This window comes from Nocardia aegles (assembly GCF_052545135.1).
On record NZ_JBQWRI010000005.1, the window covers coordinates 249,810 to 267,999 of the forward strand.

The 18,190-nt window shown below is 70.5% G+C and carries 17 protein-coding genes; 13 read left to right on the plus strand and 4 right to left on the minus strand.

Going from position 1 to position 18,190, the window contains the following annotated elements; all coding sequences use genetic code 11:
• Positions 1–8: 8 nt before the first annotated feature.
• Together ACT89H_RS16890 and ACT89H_RS16895 are read right to left on the minus strand one after the other, a co-directional pair.
• The gene (locus ACT89H_RS16890; RefSeq protein WP_445109575.1) at positions 9–1,166 is read right to left on the minus strand and encodes an N-acetylglucosamine-6-phosphate deacetylase; all 1,158 of its coding nucleotides are present in this window, start codon (positions 1,164–1,166) and stop codon (positions 9–11) included.
• A gap of 23 nt (positions 1,167–1,189) precedes the next feature.
• Entirely contained in the window at positions 1,190–2,101 is a 912-nt protein-coding gene (locus tag ACT89H_RS16895; RefSeq protein WP_445109576.1) for an SIS domain-containing protein, read from the minus strand.
• 411 nt (positions 2,102–2,512) lie between these two features.
• Between ACT89H_RS16895 and ACT89H_RS16900 the strand changes: the two genes are divergently transcribed.
• The 6 genes from ACT89H_RS16900 to ACT89H_RS16925 all read left to right on the plus strand — a co-directional run bounded on the left by ACT89H_RS16900 (position 2,513) and on the right by ACT89H_RS16925 (position 8,036).
• Positions 2,513–3,247 (plus strand): TetR/AcrR family transcriptional regulator, encoded by a 735-nt coding sequence (locus tag ACT89H_RS16900; RefSeq protein ID WP_445109577.1) that lies wholly within the window; start codon positions 2,513–2,515, stop codon positions 3,245–3,247.
• 111 nt (positions 3,248–3,358) lie between these two features.
• Positions 3,359–4,150: a DeoR/GlpR family DNA-binding transcription regulator gene (locus tag ACT89H_RS16905; RefSeq protein WP_445109578.1), complete on the plus strand. Its 792-nt coding sequence runs from the start codon at positions 3,359–3,361 to the stop codon at positions 4,148–4,150.
• A 203-nt stretch (positions 4,151–4,353) separates the two neighbouring features.
• Positions 4,354–5,157, plus strand: coding sequence for an ABC transporter ATP-binding protein (locus tag ACT89H_RS16910; protein WP_445109579.1), 804 nt, complete (start codon positions 4,354–4,356; stop codon positions 5,155–5,157).
• A gap of 124 nt (positions 5,158–5,281) precedes the next feature.
• Entirely contained in the window at positions 5,282–6,028 is a 747-nt protein-coding gene (locus ACT89H_RS16915; protein ID WP_445109580.1) for an ABC transporter permease, read from the plus strand.
• A 52-nt stretch (positions 6,029–6,080) separates the two neighbouring features.
• Positions 6,081–6,878, plus strand: a complete 798-nt coding sequence (locus ACT89H_RS16920; RefSeq protein ID WP_445109581.1) for an ABC transporter permease — start codon at positions 6,081–6,083, stop codon at positions 6,876–6,878.
• A 69-nt stretch (positions 6,879–6,947) separates the two neighbouring features.
• On the plus strand, positions 6,948–8,036 hold the full coding sequence (locus ACT89H_RS16925) for an ABC transporter substrate-binding protein (protein WP_445109582.1): 1,089 nt from the start codon (positions 6,948–6,950) through the stop codon (positions 8,034–8,036).
• Between the two features lies 1 nt (position 8,037).
• Here ACT89H_RS16925 and ACT89H_RS16930 read toward each other — a convergent pair whose 3' ends face one another.
• Together ACT89H_RS16930 and ACT89H_RS16935 are read right to left on the minus strand one after the other, a co-directional pair.
• Positions 8,038–9,060 carry an XdhC family protein gene (locus tag ACT89H_RS16930; protein ID WP_445109583.1) on the minus strand — a complete coding sequence of 341 codons (1,023 nt, stop codon included), beginning with the start codon at positions 9,058–9,060 and terminating at the stop codon, positions 8,038–8,040.
• A 13-nt stretch (positions 9,061–9,073) separates the two neighbouring features.
• On the minus strand, positions 9,074–9,670 hold the full coding sequence (locus tag ACT89H_RS16935; RefSeq protein ID WP_445109584.1) for a nucleotidyltransferase family protein: 597 nt from the start codon (positions 9,668–9,670) through the stop codon (positions 9,074–9,076).
• A gap of 134 nt (positions 9,671–9,804) precedes the next feature.
• On the opposite strand from ACT89H_RS16935, the gene uraD reads away from it, so the two are divergent.
• From uraD to ACT89H_RS16970, 7 genes are all read left to right on the plus strand, one after another.
• The gene (gene uraD / locus ACT89H_RS16940) at positions 9,805–10,308 is read left to right on the plus strand and encodes a 2-oxo-4-hydroxy-4-carboxy-5-ureidoimidazoline decarboxylase (protein ID WP_445109585.1); all 504 of its coding nucleotides are present in this window, start codon (positions 9,805–9,807) and stop codon (positions 10,306–10,308) included.
• Positions 10,305–10,622 (plus strand): hydroxyisourate hydrolase, encoded by a 318-nt coding sequence (gene uraH, locus ACT89H_RS16945; protein ID WP_445109586.1) that lies wholly within the window; start codon positions 10,305–10,307, stop codon positions 10,620–10,622. Before uraD ends, uraH begins: the two co-directional genes overlap by 4 nt.
• 2 nt (positions 10,623–10,624) lie before the next feature.
• On the plus strand, positions 10,625–11,530 hold the full coding sequence (gene pucL / locus ACT89H_RS16950; RefSeq protein WP_445109587.1) for a factor-independent urate hydroxylase: 906 nt from the start codon (positions 10,625–10,627) through the stop codon (positions 11,528–11,530).
• Positions 11,518–12,879 carry an 8-oxoguanine deaminase gene (locus tag ACT89H_RS16955; protein ID WP_445109588.1) on the plus strand — a complete coding sequence of 454 codons (1,362 nt, stop codon included), beginning with the start codon at positions 11,518–11,520 and terminating at the stop codon, positions 12,877–12,879. Before pucL ends, ACT89H_RS16955 begins: the two co-directional genes overlap by 13 nt.
• Before the next feature lie 475 nt (positions 12,880–13,354).
• Positions 13,355–14,197, plus strand: a complete 843-nt coding sequence (locus ACT89H_RS16960) for an FAD binding domain-containing protein (RefSeq protein ID WP_445109589.1) — start codon at positions 13,355–13,357, stop codon at positions 14,195–14,197.
• Positions 14,197–16,959, plus strand: coding sequence for a molybdopterin-dependent oxidoreductase (locus ACT89H_RS16965; RefSeq protein ID WP_445109590.1), 2,763 nt, complete (start codon positions 14,197–14,199; stop codon positions 16,957–16,959). The genes ACT89H_RS16960 and ACT89H_RS16965 overlap by 1 nt, the downstream gene beginning before the upstream one ends.
• A complete protein-coding gene (locus ACT89H_RS16970; protein ID WP_445109591.1) occupies positions 16,956–18,170 on the plus strand; it encodes a DUF6986 family protein in 1,215 nt (404 codons plus the stop codon). The genes ACT89H_RS16965 and ACT89H_RS16970 overlap by 4 nt, the downstream gene beginning before the upstream one ends.
• Positions 18,171–18,190: the final 20 nt, after the last annotated feature.

The window sequence follows — 18,190 nt, forward strand, 5'->3', positions numbered from 1 at the left end:
GGTGAGGATCACCTCACCCACTGTCCACGTCTGAGCACCCCGCGCAAGTGGAGGTTGTCACCGACTGTCAATATATCGGCGAAATAGCCGGGCCGCAGGTCACCGACGTCGGCGAGCCCGAGCGCCGCAGCGGGAACCGCGGTGGCCGCCAGGACCGCCTCGCGCAGCGGGACGCCGGAGGCGCGCACGGCCCGCGCGACGCATTCCAGCAGGGTGCTCACGCCGCCCGCGATCGACCCGTCGGCGATGCGCGCGACTCCGGCGCGGACGGTCACCGGCTGCGGGCCGAGCTGGTACTCGCCGTCGCCGCGGCCGGCGGCCTGCATGGCATCGGTGACCAGGGCGACTCGCCCCGGCGCGGTCGCGAACACCAGCGCGGCGAAGCCCGGGTCCACGTGCACGCCGTCGCCGATCAACTCCACGATCACGTCACCGGCGGCCGCGGCCACCAGCGCCGCGGCCACCGGGCCGGGATCCCGGTGGTGCAACGGCGGCATACCGTTCGCCACGTGCGTCACGAGTCTTCCGAGGCCTATGGGGGCCAGCGCATTTCGAAATGACGCGTAGTCGCTGTCGCTGTGGCCGAGCGCGACCACCACACCGTTGTCGGCCAGCCGCCGGGCGACGGCCGCGTAGCCGGGACGCTCCGGCGCGAGTGTCATCGCACGCAGCTGCGCACCACCCGCGGTCAGCAGCCGGTCGGTCAGCCCGAGATCGGGGTCGCACAGATATCGCGGGTCCTGTGCCCCGCAGCGCGCCTCGGACAGGAACGGCCCCTCGACGTGGATACCGCCGAGCACCCCTTCCTCGGCGAGTTCGCGCAAGGTGGCGGTCTGCGCCACCATCTCCGCGGCGGGGCCGGTGACCACGCTCGCCACCACCGTGGTCGAGCCGCGCGCATGGTGCCAGTTCGCCGCTGCCCGCGCGTGCTCGGCGCGCACGGTATCGAACCGGTACCCGAATCCGCCGTGATTGTGAATATCCACAAGCCCCGGCAGCACGGTTCCCGAAAACGGCGGCTCGGGTAATTCGCGATGCGTCGCACGCCACTGCGCGAACGACCGCACCGCGTCGATCCGGTCGGCGGCCACCATCACTACGCCGTCGTCCACCGTGACGCTCGCCGACACTATGCGTCCCCGGACGAACTGGGTGTGTGCCGGCATGTGAGTGCCCCTCCCGCCCTCGGTCACGACTGCAAAACCACCGAGCGCTTCAGGCCGCGCGGGTGGTCGGGGTCCAATCCCAGATCGGCGGAACGCAGGAGGCAGAGCCGATGCACTCGGATCAGGTCCGCCATCGGGTCGATGTCGCGATGTTCCAGGTGGGCGCCGGTGGCGGCGACGTCGTCGGCGAAGCCCGGCTCCAGTGCGCCGAACGCCCAGACCGCGCGGCCGGGCGCCGAGATGGCGATCGGGCCGTGGCGGTACTCCGTCGCCGGATACGCCTCCGTCCAGGACTGACAGGATTCGCGTAACTTCAGCGCCGCCTCGTCGGCGATGGCCGCCGCGAATCCCATACCGACGAAACTGATCTGTTCGGCGCGGCGCACCGCGGCCGGCGACTCGGCGGGATCCTCGGCGAGTACCGCGCGGGCCTGGGCGATCACGGGGGTGAGGTCCTCGCCGAGGTGGTTGCGCAGGATGGCGAGGGTGGTCGTCGCGAAGCGGGTCTGCACGACCGACCGCTCATCGACCTGGTCGATGAGGATCGGGTCACCCAGGTCGAGGACGGGCGTGCCGGGACTGGAGCAGATCACTGCCCGGGGAATGTGCGCGGGGATGGCGCGCATGGCGCGCACCACTTCGGTGGTCGTGCCGGAGCGGCAGATCACCAGGTAGCGGTCGTACTCGCGAGCGCGGACCGCGCCGGCGGGCCAGGCGTCGGTCATGCCGTGTCCCGTGTCCTCGCGCAGCGCGGCGATCGCGCGCGCCATGAAGTACGAAGTGCCGCACCCGATCACCGCGACCCGCTCACCCGGACTCGGCAGCACGGCGCGATGATCCGCGGCGACGGCCGCGGCGTGCGTCCAGTCCTCCGGTTGAGTGGCCACCTCGGTGGCCAGATGCGGCTCCGGCGTGCGGTCGGCAGGCGTAGGCACTCCAACAGCTTCACTCCGAATGATTGTTTATGTCAAATTTCCGTCCAAAACGGTCACATATGATCACAATTGGGGATAGATTGCGCTGCATCTACACCCGCTGCATTTACACCCCGGCGCATCTACACCCACAGCGCCGCCACCGTCCGCGCCGAGGACCTGGTGACCAAGGCGTTCGCCGACACGCGTCCGGTGGCGCGGTTCTATCCGAGTAACAATGCGAAATGGGCGGTGGCGCAGGGTGTCTTCCGCCAGCGCATGGACACCATCTTTCACCAAGAAGTGGCTGGTGGCGGGATGGTCCGCGGGCAGCGTGAAATAGCCTGGGAACACTGGAGGCGGACGAGGCCATCACCGCGACTCCACCGTTCGGCGCGCTGGGGGAAGGTAGCCGCGCGGTAGCATCGAATGGTGACACGGCGGGATCACGGACCCAGGGACGGTCGCAGCTACGGCGGCCTGTCCAAGGAACAGCGGGTTGCGCAGCGGCAGACCCGCCTGATCGATGCCGCGCTCGAACTATTCGGCACCCAGGGTTACGCGGCCACCTCGATCGAACGCCTCTGCGCCGTGGCGAACGTCTCCACGCGCAGTTTCTACGAGGACATGGGCAGTCGCGAAGCACTGCTCATCGCCCTGGGGAACCGCATCGCCTCGCGGGCGCTGGAACGCGCGCTCGCCGCCTTGGCGGCGACCCGGAACGAGCCCTTGTCCACGCGCGTAGTAGCGAGTTTCCGCGCGTATCTGGGCGTCACGTGTGCCGACGCCCGGTCCGCGCGGGTGTGCTATGTCGAGGTGGTCGGCGTGAGCGCGGCGGTGGAGCAGTGGCGTAGGCAGCAGCGCCGCTTGCTGTCGGCGTTGCTGATCAGCGAGGCCGAACACGCGGTCGGCCGCGGCGAGACGAGCCCGCGGCGTTTCGATCTCTTCGCGCTGGCCGTGATCGGCGCGGTCACCTCCCTTGCCCAGGAACTGGTGCAGGGCACGGCGCCGGATTCGGCGGTGAGCCTGGACGAGATCTGCGAAGAGATCGCCTACTTCGTGCATTCCGGTCTGGTCGGGGCGCGCGATCTGGGTGCGGAAGACCGACGTCTTCCCGATCCGGCGCGGCTTACGGACAGATCCGTCGTCGAGGCCGATGTGGTCTGACCCGAGCCGGGGTCGGCCGTGCGGATTTCCGCGCGCGGCGGGTGCGCGTGTTCCTATTGTTCGCGTGTTCGCCGAAACAGCAGTTTGCCCCCGCGACCGGGACGGTGTGCGATGACCGGACCGACGGATCGTCCGCACCGGTGGAACCGATTGCTGGAACTGCTCGCCGAATCCGGCCGGCTTTCGGTGGAGGAGGCCGCCGAGCGGCTCGGCGTGTCCGCCGCGACGGTGCGCCGCGACTTCACCGCGCTCGCCGCGCAGCAGCTGGCCACCAGGACGCACGGCGGTGTGGTGGCGACCTCGGTGGCCTACGATCTGCCCGCGCGCTATCGGCAGAGTGCGGGCGAAGCCAAGCAGCGCATCGCCGAACACGCCGCGTCCCTGGTCGATCCGTGCGCGGTGGTGGGGATGAACGGCGGCACCACCACCACGGCGGTGGCGCGAATGCTGGCTGGGCGCACGGATCTCGGATCGGCCGGTGACGAGGGGCTCACCATCGTCACCAATGCGCTGAACATCGCGGTGGAGATGGTGCTGCGGCCGCACATGCGCACCATCGTCCTCGGCGGTGTGGCCCGGCGGGAATCCTACGAGCTGCACGGTCCGCTGGCCGAGCGGGCGCTGGCCGAACTGCGGCTCGACGATCTCGTGCTCGGCGTGAACGCGATCTCCGTCGAGGGCGGCGCCCAGTGCAGGCACATCGACGAGGCCGGGGTGACCACCGAGATGGTGCGGCGCTGCGGCCGGGTGATCGTGGTGGCCACCGGCGACAAGCTGGAGCGCACGGCGCTGGCCCGCGTCTGCGGCATCGAGCAGGTGCGGGTGCTGGTCACCGATACCGGCGCGGATCCGGCGGCGGTGCAGGCGATCCGAGCGGCGGGCGTGCGGGTGGACGTGGTGTAGTCGCCACCGGATCTCCGAGCCCGCGCTGTGCGGCTCGGCGTCGAGCACGTGCGGACCGGGTTCGTTTGCCGCGTAACCCGCGGCGGGGTGCATCCGATCGGATCGCCGCGAGCAACAGTGCGCGGTGCGGACCGTAACGATTGCGCAATCTGGCGACGCCATTCGCAATGTCCGTGCAATGGGGTGCTCCTAGGGTGGCCCTCATGAGCACGGAGAGCGGTACCGCCGGGGGGACCGGAATTCATCTCAGTGGATTGACCAAGACCTTCCGGGTAGGGCGGAAAACCGTACCGGCGCTGGCGAGCGTCGATCTGCACACCGAGCGGGGCGCGTTCCTGTCGCTGCTCGGCCCGTCCGGCTGCGGCAAGTCCACGGTGCTGCGCATTCTCGCCGGTCTGGAGACGCCGACCGCGGGCAAGGCGCTGATCGACGGCGCGACGCCCGCCGAATTGCGCGGCAGGCACGCGTTCGGCATCGCGTTCCAGGATTCGGCGCTGCTGCCGTGGCGGTCGGTGGCGTCGAATATCGCGCTGCCGCTCCAAGTCGCCGGTATCGCGCCGGAACCGGGGCAGATCGATGACCTGATCCGTCTGGTCGGGCTGGACGGCTTCGAGAAGGCCAAGCCCGCGCAGCTGTCGGGCGGTATGCGCCAGCGCGTTTCGATCGCGCGTGCCCTGGTGGTGCAGCCGACCGTGCTGCTGCTGGACGAACCGTTCGGCGCGCTGGACGATATGACCAGGCAGCGGCTGAATCTGGAGTTGCTGCGGATCTGGACCGAGAAGCCGGCGACGACGCTGATGGTCACCCACGGCATCGCCGAGGCGGTGTTCCTGTCCGACGTGGTGGCCGTGCTGAGCCCGCGGCCGGGGCGGGTGCTGGAACTGGTCGAGATCGATCTGCCGCGTCCGCGGCTGCCGGAGATGATGCGAACACCGGAGTTCCACAAACTGCACGACTATCTGTCGGAGCTGCTGTTCGGGACCGCGGGACGAGGAGGCGTCGCATGAACGAGCACCAACCGGGTCGCTGCCTGTGCCACCGCAAGCCGGGCCGGCAACGGTCGAGCGCGCACGCCCGGCCGGTGCGGCGGCACCCACCGGTGCGCCGCGTGCGGCGGACGGGGGACACGGCGTGAAGCGCTTCGGCGGCGTGCTCGGCGTGCTCGGGCTGGTCGCGGTGTGGTGGGTTCTCGCGGTGTTCGAGGTCGCGGGCGGCACCATACCCAGCCCCTGGCAGGTGCTGCACACCATGTACACCGACGGATGGGGCCTGTACGGCCCCAATTTCCGGATCACCGCCCTCGGCGCGCTACAGGGTTTCGTCTGGGGCAACGGCCTGGCCATCGCACTCGCCGTGCTGATCGTGCTGGTGCCGCCGATCGAGTCGCTGGCCACGCAGTTGGCGATCCTGAGCTATTGCACCCCGCTGCTCGCGCTGGGCCCGATCATCCTGGTGGTGTTCGGCGGTCGTACCCCGACGGTCTTCTTGGCCGCGATGTACTGCTTCTTCACCACTATGGTCGGCACGGTCGCCGGGTTGCGCTCGGCCGACCGGACCAGCCTGGAACTGGTGCGCGCCTATGGCGGCGGACGCTGGCAGCAGCTGTACCTGGTGCAGGCGATCTCGGCGCTGCCGAGCACATTCGCGGCGTTGAAGATCGCCGCGCCGTCGGCGGTGCTCGGCGCGATCCTCGGCGAGTACCTCGGTGGCGTGGACAGCGGCATCGGGGTGGCGCTCACCGCCGCGCAGACCTCCTACAATGTGCCGCGCACCTGGGGTATGGCGCTGGCCGCGGCGGCGCTGGCCGGACTCGGCTACACGCTGGTGGCGCTGGCCGCCCGCCTGGCCGCGCCCTGGACCGCACGGGAGTCGCGATGAGCCCCTCCGGTACGACCGGCGTTGCGCCGAAAAAGGTTACGGGGGCCGAGCGATGAATCTGCTGCGCCGGATCGGGATCTTCCTGTTCCCGCTGTGCACCTCGCTGCTGCTGATGCTGGTGATCTGGTACGTCTTCCTGAAGGCTTTTCCGCAGGTCGGCCCGCGGGTCGGCAAGACACCGGGCGATATCTGGACCTACCTGGTGGCGGCGCCCAGCGCCGCGACCGCGCGGCAGGCGATCCTGGACGATCTACAGATCACGTTGCGCGACGCGGCCATCGGGTTCGGCGCGGGCATGCTCGCGGCCTTGGTGGTCGCCGCGCTGTTCGTGTCCTTCGCCGCCGTCGAGCAGACCTTCCTGCCGGTGGCGATGCTGCTGCGCTCGGTGCCGTTGGTGGCGCTCACACCGATCATCGTGCTGGTGTTCGGCCGTGGCGTGGCCGGGGTCGCGGTGCTCGCCGCGATCGTGGTGTTCTTCCCCGCGCTGGTCATGATCATGGCGGGATTGCGTGACGCGCCGCGGCAGGCGCTGGAGTTGGTGGCCGCGTACGGCGGGTCGCGCTGGACCGGGCTGCGCATGGTGGCCGTGCCCGCGGCGCTGCCCTCGGTGTTCGCCGCCGCGCGGATCTCGGTGCCGGGTGCGCTGATCGGCGCGTTGCTCGGCGAGTGGCTGGGCAGCGGCACCGGCTTGGGCGCAGGCCTGATCCGAGCGATCCCGACCTTCCAGTACAGCAAATTGTGGGCCTCGATCGTCATCGTCACGCTGGTCTCGGTGGCGCTCTACGCGATCGTCGGCGTCGTCGAGAACCTGGTGCTCGCCCGGTTCGGTCCCGGCGCGGGACGACTGTGACCGAACCGAATTCCTCGCTCGGAACGCCAAAGTAAAGAAATCGAAACGCGCGGCACCTAGATTCGGCCCATGACACCCGCGCACCGCTCCACGTTCGGGCACCTGAACCGACGCTCATTTCTCCGTTACTCCGCCTTCGCCGGTGCCGCGCTCGGCGGTGCGGGGGCGCTGGCCGCCTGCGGCGGGAACTCCGGTGACGCGCCGGGCGGCGCCGCCGCGGACGGCTCGAAATACGGCGGCGTCGCGGTGCAACTGTCCTGGCTGAAGAACATCGAATTCGCGGGCGAATACTTCGCCGACTCGAAAGGCTATTTCCGGGAGGCGGGTTTCGGTTCGGTCGACCTGATCGCGGGCGGCGCGGCCAGCACGTCGGTGGAGGCCGGATTGGACACCGGGAAGGTGTGGTTGGGCCTGTCCGCGCCGCAGACCACCGCGCCCGCGATCCTGGAGGGCCTGCCCGCCAAGATCGTCGCGACCACCTATCAGAAGAACCCCTTCGCGATCGTGTCCGCCGCGGCGAAACCGATCAAGTCGCCCGAGGACATGAAGGGCCGCAAGATCGGTGTGCAGGACACCAACCAGCTGATCTTCAACGCGCTGCTCACCGCCAACGGGTTGAAGCCGGGCGAGGTCACCGTGGTGCCCGCGCAATTCGACCCGACCCCGCTGGCCAACGGCGAGGTCGACGGGTGGGTCAGTTACGTGACCAACGAACCGATCACGTTGGCGGCCAAGGGCTTCCAGAACGCGCATTTCTTGTTCGCCGACTTCGGCCTGCCGCTGGTCGCCGAGACGCTCACAGTCGCGCAGTCGACCATCGACAAAGAGCGCGACAAGCTGAAGGCGTTCCTCGTCGCCGAGATCAAAGGCTGGAAGGATGCGGTGGCCGACCCGGCCGAGGCGGCTCGGCTCGCGGTCGAGGTGTACGGCAAAGATCAGAAGCTCGATCTCGCCGAGCAGACGAAAGAGGCCACCGCGCAGAACGATCTGGTGGTTTCGGCGGATACGGCCACGGGCGGCTTGCTCTCGATGACCGATGCCTTGATCGAGCAGAACATCGCCGCGCTGCGCGCCGCGAAGATCGATATCAAGGCCGCCCAGTTGTTCGACCTGTCCGTACTGCGCGAGGTGTATGCCGAGAACCCCGGCCTGAAATGAGCTACACCCCCACGGCTGCTTTCGACGCGATCGGGATCTCGCCGCTGTACGGATCGACCGCACGCGCGGCGCGGGCGGCCAGCAGCTCGGCCGCGATCGCGACGGCTGTCTCCGCTGGGGTGCGCGCGCCGATGTCGAGTCCGGCGGGCGAGTGCAGCCGCGACAGTGTCTCCTCGCCGAAACCGCCCGCGCGCAGGTCCTCGATGCGCCGGATGTGCGCCTGGCGTGACCCGATGGCGCCGAGATAGCCGAGCTCGGGTAGTCGCAGGGCCACGGTGAGCAGCGGGATCTCGAACGTCGGGTCGTGCGACACCACGACTATGGCTGTGCTGCTGCCGATTTCACCGGCCGCGGAGAGGTTGTTGAGGTAGCGGTGCGGCCAATCGACCACCACCTCGGCGCCGGGAAACGATTCCGGCGTAGTGAAATCGGTGCGGGAGTCGCAGATGGTCACCCGGTAGCCGAGCAACCTGGCCTGCACGGTGAGCGCGGCGGCGAAGGAATTGGCGCCGAAGATGATCAGGCGCGGCGGCGGAGCGAACGAGGCGACGAAAACGTCGGAATCGGGTAGCGCGACCAGTTCGGTGGCGTGCTTCTTGTCGGTGATCAGGTGGCGGCCGATCAGGTCGGCGTCGGAGTTCCACACCACTGTGAAGACGGTGACTCTGCGGTGCGCCGCGATTTCGGCGGCGATATCCGGGAACTCCGGGAAGTGTCTTCGGGAGAACGGTTCGGTGAAGACGTCCGTCATCCCCTCGCCGTTCACGCCGCCATCCAGGCCGCCGGCCCCGCCGAAGCGGTGCATCGCACGACGGCCGGTACGCGCGGCCTGGAGCACGGCCTCGTACGCGATATTCTCCAGCCCGCCCGTGGCGACCGATCCGTGGACGCCCCCGTCCGGGTCGACCAGCATCGCCGAGCCCACCGGTAAGGGGGCGGCGCCCACAGTGCGCACGATGGTGCCGAGTCCGCCGGTACGGTCCGAATACCACACCCGTAACAGGTCGTCGACGATGTCCCGCATCCGCTGGCTCCGATCACCGTGCGGGGGCGGCCGGGAAGTCACGATCGACCCCCGTCGCCAAATCGTCGCACGTGACGCGCACCATATCGGTTCTGCCGGTCAAGTAGGCGCGGGCGCCGGAATCTCCGATGGCCGATCCAGAGATGGCGTTCCAGTGCTGGTGGGCGAGGACAACGGGGTGTCCGGGTGTGCCGTGGAACACCGCGCGCGCCAAGCCGCTGGGGGCCGCGAGCGCGGCGGCGAGTACCCGGGCGACCACGTCGGCGCCGACGTCAGGAGTGTCCACCGGCATGATGGCGGCGTAGCGGGCGGGGGTGCCGGCCGCGGCGATCAGGCCCGCCCGCAGCGATGCGCTCAGCCCGGTCGCCCAGTCCGCCGCCCAGACGTGCCGCACGCCCGGCGGCAGATCGACGATCCGCGGCGTCGGGCCGGTCGCGCCGAGAACCACGATCACCGGGTCGCAGCCTCCGTCGCGCAGCGCCGCGACCGTGGCCCGCAGCCAGGCGCCGCCCTCGGCGAGCACTTTGGGTTTTCCGTAGCGGGTTCCGGCGCCGGCGGCGAGCACGACGCCCGCGCAGGCCGCGACGGCGGGGCGATCAGGGTCGGCCATGCCTTAAAGGTAATACCGGCCGGTCGGTGCCGCACGATGGGAAACCGGTGGCAAAGGCGATTCCTGAGCGACACGCCGAACGTGATCCATCCGTTCCGGTGGCGCCGGGCCCGGTCGTATTCGATGCTGGTCCGATGACGGATCAGCGACGCGGGATCGCGGCGTTCGACGCGCTGTCCGATGCTGCCGCCTACCAGGCGGTGTTCGGCTGTTGCTCGTCGCCGGGCTTCGCGCGGTCGCTGGTCGCGGGCCGTCCGTACCGGAGCGTCGACGCGCTGCTCGCGGCGGCGGACGAAGCGTCGGCGCGGCTGCCGGAGCCGGAACTCGACCTGGCGCTGGCGGGTCACCCCAGGATCGGCGAGCGACCGCGTTCGGCCGCCTCGGCGCGGGAGCAGGCCGGGGTGGCGGATGCGGCCGACGCGGTGCGTGCCGCGCTCGCCGAGGGCAACCGCGCCTACGAGGAACGGTTCGGGCACATCTACCTCGTGTGTGCGAGCGGTAGATCGGGCGAGGAGCTGCTCGCGCTGCTCACCGCCCGGTTGCGCAATGATCCCGAGACCGAAAGGCGAGTCGTGCGAGAAGAATTGGGCAAGATCACGCGGATCCGGCTGCGCGCGCTGCTGGCGGAGCGGTCGTGAGCACGCTGAGCACCCATGTGCTGGACGCGGTGCGCGGCGTGCCCGCTGCGGGTGTCACGGTGACGTTGTACCAGCGGGAACGTCGACTCGATTCGGGCGAAACGGATGTCGATGGGCGGATCAGGGCACTGGGCGAAGCGGTCGAACCCGGAACCTATCGGCTGGTGTTCGACACCGGTCGATACTTCGCGGACCAGGAGGTCGAGACCTTCTATCCCGAAGTGAACATCGCGTTCGCCGTGACCGAGGACCGGCACTATCACGTCCCGGTGCTGTTGTCGCCCTTCGCCTTTTCCACCTATCGAGGGAGCTGAGCATGGAACTCACCGGGCCCATCGTGCTGACCGATCACCGATACGGAAAGGCGGAGAATCGGATCGTCCGGATCCACCGGCACAGCGCACGGCACGAGATCCGCGACGTGAACGTGTCCACGGTGCTGCGCGGCGATTTCGCCGACGCGTACGTCGCGGGTGACCAAGCGAAGGTCCTGCCCACCGACTCGCAGAAGCAGACCGCCTACGCCTTCGCGAAGCGTCCCGGGCTGCGCGCCATCGAGGACTACGCGCTCGCGCTGGCCGATCATTTCGTCGCCGAGATCGAACCGGTGCACAGCGCGCGGATCGAGGTCGACGAATACGCTTGGCAGCGGGTCACGGTCGGCGGTGTGGAACACGATCACACCTGGGTGCGGCAGGGGCCGGAAGTGCGCACGGCGGCGGTCACCGTGGCGGGGAAAGGCACCCAGCGGCGGGCCTGGGTCGTCGGCGGGGTGAAGGACTTGACCATCCTGAAGTCGACCGGATCGGAGTTCGCCGATTTCCTGACCGACGAGTTCACCGTGCTCGCGCCGACGCGCGATCGGATGCTGGCCACCTCGCTGATCGCCGAGTGGCGCTTCGCCAGCAGCGACAGCGTGGACTGGGACGAGATCTACACCGGCGTGCGGGCGCGGCTGGTGGAGACCTTCGCGACCTTGCATTCGAAGGCTCTGCAGCAGACGCTGTTCGACATGGGCAAGGCCGTGCTGGCCGCGTACCCGGTGCTGGCCGAGATCCGGCTCGCGGCGCCGAACAAGCATCACTTCGACTACGACCTGGACCGCTTCGGCATCGAGAACCATGGCGAGGTCTATCACGCCGACGACCGTCCCTACGGGCTCATCCACGCCACCGTGGCGCGGGCCGACGCGCCGGAAGCGGGTCTCGCGTGGACCAGGTGACCGTCATCGCGGACTGTGCCGTCGCGACCGTCGACGCCCACGGCACCGAGTACGCCCGCGGGCACGTCGTCGTGCGCGGCAATCGGATCGACGCGGTCGGCGCGGGCGATCCGCCGGAACTCGGCCCGGTTGCGCGGCGCGTCGACGGGCGCGGCTGCCTGCTGACCCCCGGGCTGGTGAACACCCATCACCACCTCTATCAATGGATCACTCGCGGCCTGGCCACCGACCACACGCTGTTCGAATGGCTCACCACGCTCTACCCGGTCTGGGCGGGTGTCGACGAGGACGGGGTGCGCGTGGCGGCCACCGGTGCGCTCGCCACGCTCGCGCGCACCGGGTGCACGACCACCACCGATCACCACTACGTGTTCCCACGCGACGGCGGTGACCCGCTGGCCGCCGAGATCACCGCGGCGGCGCAGGTGGGTCTGCGGTTCCATCCCTGTCGCGGCTCGATGGATCTGGGCGCGAGCGCGGGCGGTCTGCCACCCGATCACCTGGTGGAACGCCTGGACGACATCCTCGCCGCCGGCGCGGAGGCCGTCGCGCGGTGGCACGATCCGTCGTCCGACGCCATGCTGCGGATCGCGCTGGCGCCGTGCTCGCCCTTCTCGGTGACGCCGGACCTGCTGCGCGAGTCGGCGGCGCTGGCCCGCGACACCGGGGTCCGGCTGCACACCCATCTCGCCGAGACCATCGACGAGCAGGACTACTGTCTGGCGACCTTCGGCTGCACGCCCGCGCAGTACCTGCAGCGGATGGACTGGTTCGGTCCCGACGTCTGGTACGCGCACGCCGTTCACCTGGACGACCACGCGATCGGCGTCCTGGCGGAGACCGGTACCGGCGTGGCGCACTGTCCCACGTCGAACGCGCGGCTCGGCGCGGGCGTCGCCCGCATCGCCGACCTGGTACGCGCGGGCGTTCCGGTGGGGCTCGGCGTCGACGGGGCGGCGAGCAACGAGGCAGGCTCGATGCTCGAGGAGCCGCGCCACGCCTTGCTGTGGGCGCGCAACCGAGGTGGACCGCACGCGATGACCGTGCGCACCGCGCTGGAACTGGCGACCATGGGCGGCGCGCGGGTGCTGGGCCGCACCGCCGATATCGGTTCGATCGAGGTGGGCAAGCTGGCGGACCTGGCGCTGTGGCGGCTGGACACCGTCGCGCACGCCGGAATCGCGGATCCGGTGACCGCCCTGGTGCTCGGCTCGCCCCCGCCGCTGGCGGCGCTGCTGGTGAACGGACGTGAGGTGGTGCGCGACGGCGAGATCCGGACGGTCGACACGGAGGTGGTGGCCGCCGAGGTCGCGCGGGCGCAGGCGAAGTTGCTCGCGAAGGCCGGTTGAGCGACTTCCGCGGATCGCGCGTCGGCGATCTTGCCGGAGTGGGCGTCGACCGCCGGGAGCGGGTGCTTGTGGCCGTACGGTCTGCGCTGATCGAGGCCGGTGCGGTGGATGGCCGGGCGAGCTCGGGCGCCCGGCGGAAGACCGCGTGAACCGCGCGTCGTGCCGCCGTGACGGCGCTTCCCGGGGTCCGGTCGGCGTCGCCGGCGATCGCCCCGCTGATCTGAGCGAGGTGTCGTGCCTGGTCAGTTCGGACGAGCAATACTGAAGCAATGTCGGCGCGAACGGTCCGTCGAGGGGGTGGGAGCCGTGGTGTCGTGGACGGCACGCCTGCACCAGCGCTCGGCCGGGACGGTTCCCGGTGGCGGGTGGCCGTCGTGTGGCGAGGTAACGGCCGCGCAATCCGATGTGCGTCATGCGCAATATGGCGGCAACCGACTGGCTCTACGGTGACGGAGAGGCAGGAACGAGGTGAGACGTGGACCTGGACACGATCCGCGAGGTGGTGATCGCTCGCGAGCGAGAAGACCTGGCCGCGCTCGATGCTTCGGCCGCGGTGCTCGCCGGAGGCACCTTTTTGTTCTCCGAGCCGCAGGATCAGCTGGTGCGCCTGGTCGACATCACCGGCCTGGGGTGGCCCGCGTTCGAGATCGTGGACGGCGGACTGGACATCGCCGCGACCTGCACCCTGGCCGAGTTCGCCGGCGCCGCGCCGGGCCGTGATCTGGGGACGCGGGTGTTGCGCGATCCGTGGCCGGGAACCGCGCTGTTCGCCCGGTCCTGCCGGGCGCTGCTGGCCTCGCACAAGATCTGGCGCAGCGCGACCGTCGGGGGCAACGTCTGCCTGGCGCTGCCCGCGGGAGCGGTGCTCGGCGCGCTGGTGGCGCTCGACGGAACCGCGCTGGTGTGGGCCGCGGACGGCGGCGATCGGGAAATCCCGATGCGGGAGTTCGTCGTCGGTCCTGGACGTACGGCGCTGCGGCCCGGGGAAGTGCTGCGCTCCATCCGCCTGCCGCGCTACAGTCTGCTGGCCCGCACCAGCTTTCGGAAGATCGCGCTCGCCCCGCTCGGCCGGTCCGGCGCCGTCGTGATGGGGCGGCGGGAAGGCAGTGGCCGTAGCGCGGTCACGATCACGGCCGCCACGAGCGAGCCCGTCGTCCTGGACTTCGCCGCACCGCCCACCGAGGGCGATGTGCGCGAGGCCATGGACGCGATCGATCCGGCACTGTGGTTCGACGATCCGCACGGGTCGCCGGAGTGGCGCAGGCACGTCGCGGGGGTGCTCGCCGGCGAGGTCGCCGCGGATTTGCGGGGATGCTGATGCGATTCGAAGTAGACGGTAGGACCGTCGATATCGCGGCGGAGCCGGGGCAGTGCCTGCGGACGGCGCTGCGGGACAGCGGCAACCTCGCGGTGAAGAAGGGCTGCGACTCGGGCGATTGCGGGGCCTGCTCGGTGCTGGTCGACGGAATGACGGTGCACTCCTGCGTCTTTCCCGCCTACCGCGCCGCCGGACGGTCCGTCACCACCGCGGCCGGGCTCGGAACGCCCGAGCACCCGCATCCGGTGCAGCGCCGGTTCGTCGCCGACGCGGCGTTCCAATGCGGGTTCTGCACCGCGGGCATGGTGGTGACGGCCGCCGGGCTCGGATGTGCCGTTGACGAGCAGGCCGGCGTGCCGGGCGATGAACTCGCCGAATTGATGAAGGGCAACCTCTGCCGGTGCACGGGTTACCGCGCCATCCGCGCCGCGCTGGGCGAGCAGCTCACGCCGGACGATCCGGCCGCCATCGCGCCCGATCCGGTCGCGGCGATCGTAGGAGCGGGCGCCCCGGCCGGGCCGCGTATCGTCTCCGGACGCGAGCCGTACACCTTCGACTTGCCGCGACCGGGCGACGCCGACACCGCGCCACCGGCCGCCCCGCTGCACATCGCGGTGCTCCGGAGTCCGCACCCCCACGCGCGGATCCGCTCGATCGGCACCGCCGCCGCCGAGGCGCTGCCCGGTGTGCACGCCGTGCTCACCCATGCCGATGCGCCGCCCGTGCCGTTCTCTACCGCGCGGCACGAGCTGCGCACCGATGACCCCGACGACACCTACGTGCTCGACCGGACGGTGCGGTTCGTGGGGCAGCGGGTCGCCGCGGTGGTGGCCGACAGCGTCGCGATCGCCCGCGAAGGTTGCCGTCTGCTGGAGGTCGACTACGAAGTCCTGCCCGCCGTGTTCGACCCGCAGGACGCGCTGCGCGCCGACGCGCCGAAACTGCACGGGGACAAGCCGGCCTCGGCCCGGATCGCCGATCCCGGACGCAACCTGGTCGCCGAGTTGCACGGCGAGGTGGGGGATGTGGCCGCGGGCCTGGCTGCCGCCGCCCAGGTCGTGCACGGGGTCTGGCAGTCGCCGCGCGGGCAGCACGTCCACCTGGAGACGCATGGCGGGGTGGGCTGGCTGGACGACGCCGGGCGGCTGGTCATCCGATGCAGCACTCAGGTTCCTTTCCTGGTCCGCGACGAACTGTGCCGCCTGTTCGGCCGGTCGGCCGCGCAGGTGCGGGTGTTCGCGGCCAGAGTGGGTGGCGGGTTCGGCGGGAAACAGGAGCTGCTGGCCGAGGATCTGATCGCCCTTGCCGTGCTGCGCACCGGTCGGCCGGTGCAGTACGAGTTCACCCGTACCGACGAGTTCACCGCCGCGACCTGCCGCCATCCGATGCGGGTCGAGGTGACCGCCGGGGCCGACGCCCGCGGTGTGCTGACCGCCTTGGCCGTCGACGTTCTCGCCGACACCGGCGCGTATGGCAATCACAGCGGCGGGGTGATGTATCACGGCGTCGGCGAGTCGGTGGAGCTGTACCGCTGTGCCAACAAGCGGGTCGACGCGCAGGCGGTGTACACCAACAATATGCCGTCCGGCGCGTTCCGCGGTTACGGTCTCGGACAGGTGATCTTCGGGGTGGAATCGGCGCTGGACGAGCTCGCGCACGCGCTCGGCATGGACCCGTTCGAACTGCGCCGTCGCAATGCCGTGGCGCCCGGCGACCGGTTCGTGGGCGCCGCGGTGAACGAGAGCGATCTCGTGTTCGGCAGTTACGGCCTGGACCAGTGCATCGACCTGGCCGAACGAGCCCTGCTGCGCGGCAACGACGTTCACGCGCCCGGCCCGCAGTGGCGGGTGGGCACCGGCATGGCCGCCGCGATGATCGCGACCGTTCCGCCGCGCGGTCACCGGTCGACCGCGACGGCCACGCTGCTGCCCGATGGCCGCTACGAGATCCGGGTCGGCACGGCGGAATTCGGCAACGGTACGACGACGGTGCACGCGCAGCTCGCGGCGACCGCGCTGGATACCGAGGTCGACCGCATCGTGGTCCGGCACGGCGACACCGACCTGGTCGACCACGACACCGGCGCGTTCGGCTCCACGGGCATCGTGGTCGCGGGCAAGGCCGTATACGCGGCGGCGTGCGCGCTGCGGGGGCGCCTGCTGGCCCGGGCGGCGGAACTAGCGGGTGTCACGGAGCGGGAGTGTGTGCTGACTTCCGGCGGCGTTCACTGCGGCGACCGGCTGCTCACCGCGACCGACCTGCTGAGCGGCGGCGACCTCGCCGCCGAGGCCGAGCACGACGGCAGCCCCAGATCGGTGAGTTTCAACGTGCACGCGTTCCGCGTCGCCGTGCATCCCGGCACCGGGGTGGTGCGCATCCTTCAGTCGATCCAGGCCGCCGACGCGGGCACGGTGCTCAACCCGACGCAGTGCCGCGGGCAGGTCGAGGGCGGCGCGGCGCAGGCCATCGGCACGGCGCTGTACGAGGACATGCGCAGCGCGCACGGCGTGGTGGGCGCGCAGACTCTGCGGCACTACCACATTCCGCAGTTCGCCGACGTGCCGCGCACGGAGGTCTACTTCGCCGAGACGTCCGACGCGCTCGGCCCGTTGGGCGCCAAGTCGATGAGCGAATCGCCGTACAACCCGGTCGCGCCCGCGCTGGCCAACGCGATCCGCGACGCGGTCGGCGTGCGATTGTACCGGCTGCCGATGACCGCGGACCGGGTCTGGGCCGCTGTGCGGGACAAGGAATCACGATGACCAAGCTGCCCGAGAACGTCCGCGCGCGGATCGAGTCCCTGCTCGACGCGGTCGACACCGAGCTGCGCCGCCGGTATCCCGGCGCCGACGGCCGCGCACAACCGATCCACACTGTGTACGTCCCGGCCGATCGGGTCGCCGAGGAGACTCCCGAGGAATGGGGCGCGACCGCGGTCGAACTGCTCGACCGCCACCACGATCTGCTGGCCGCCCTGGACGAGACCGATTCGTTGCCCGACGTGCGCAAGCGGCTGGAAGCCGACCCGGTGCAGGATCTGCGCATCGACTTCGAGGACGGCTACGGCCTGCGCGCCGACGCCGAGGAGGACCGCGCGGCCACGGCCGCGGGCGCGGTGCTCGCGGCCTGGGCACGGCGTCGCGCAGGTCCGGCGAGCAGCGGCATCCGGATGAAGGGTTTGGGCGGCGGCGAGCGTCGCCGGGCGCTGCGCACCCTCGACCTCGTGCTGGACGGCGCGGGCGGCGTGCCCGAGGGATTCGTCTTCACCGTGCCGAAAATTCGTGCTGTAGCGCAGGTTACGGCGTTGGCGCAGCTGTGCGCGGGCCTGGAACGCGGGTGCGGCATCGCCGAGGGCAGCCTGCGCTTCGAGTTGCAGATCGAGAGCCCGCAGGCGATCCTGGCCGCGGATGGCACCGTGCCGATCGCCGCGATGCTCGCCCTTTCCGAAGGACGGTGCAGCGCAGTGCATTTCGGAACCTACGACTACACCGCCGCGTGCGGTGTCGCCGCACCGGATCAGGCGCTCGACCACCCGGCCGCCGATTACGCGAAGGCGGTGATGCAAGTCGCGGCCGCGCAGACCGGGGTGTGGGTGTGCGACGGCTCCACCCAGATCGTGCCCGACGCCGATCCGGCGGCCGCGCTGCGCAACCACCACCGGTTGGTCACCCGGGCATTGCGGCGCGGGTACTACCAGGGCTGGGACCTGCATCCGGGTCACCTGGTCACCCGCTGGCTGGCCACCTTCGACTTCTTCCGCCGGGCGATCGACGTCGCGGTGCCGCGCCTGCGGGACTACCTCGCTCGGCGGGGCGGCGACATCGTCGACGAACCCGCCACCGCGGAGGCGCTGGCCGGCACCGTACTGCGCGGCATCGCTTGCGGAGCCCGCCCGGACGCGGGGGCCGCGGAACTCACCGAAACGGTCTTGCGGGCGCTGGCGGCGCGCGCGCCGATACCGGAGACGCCATGATCGGCCATCCGAACGGGACG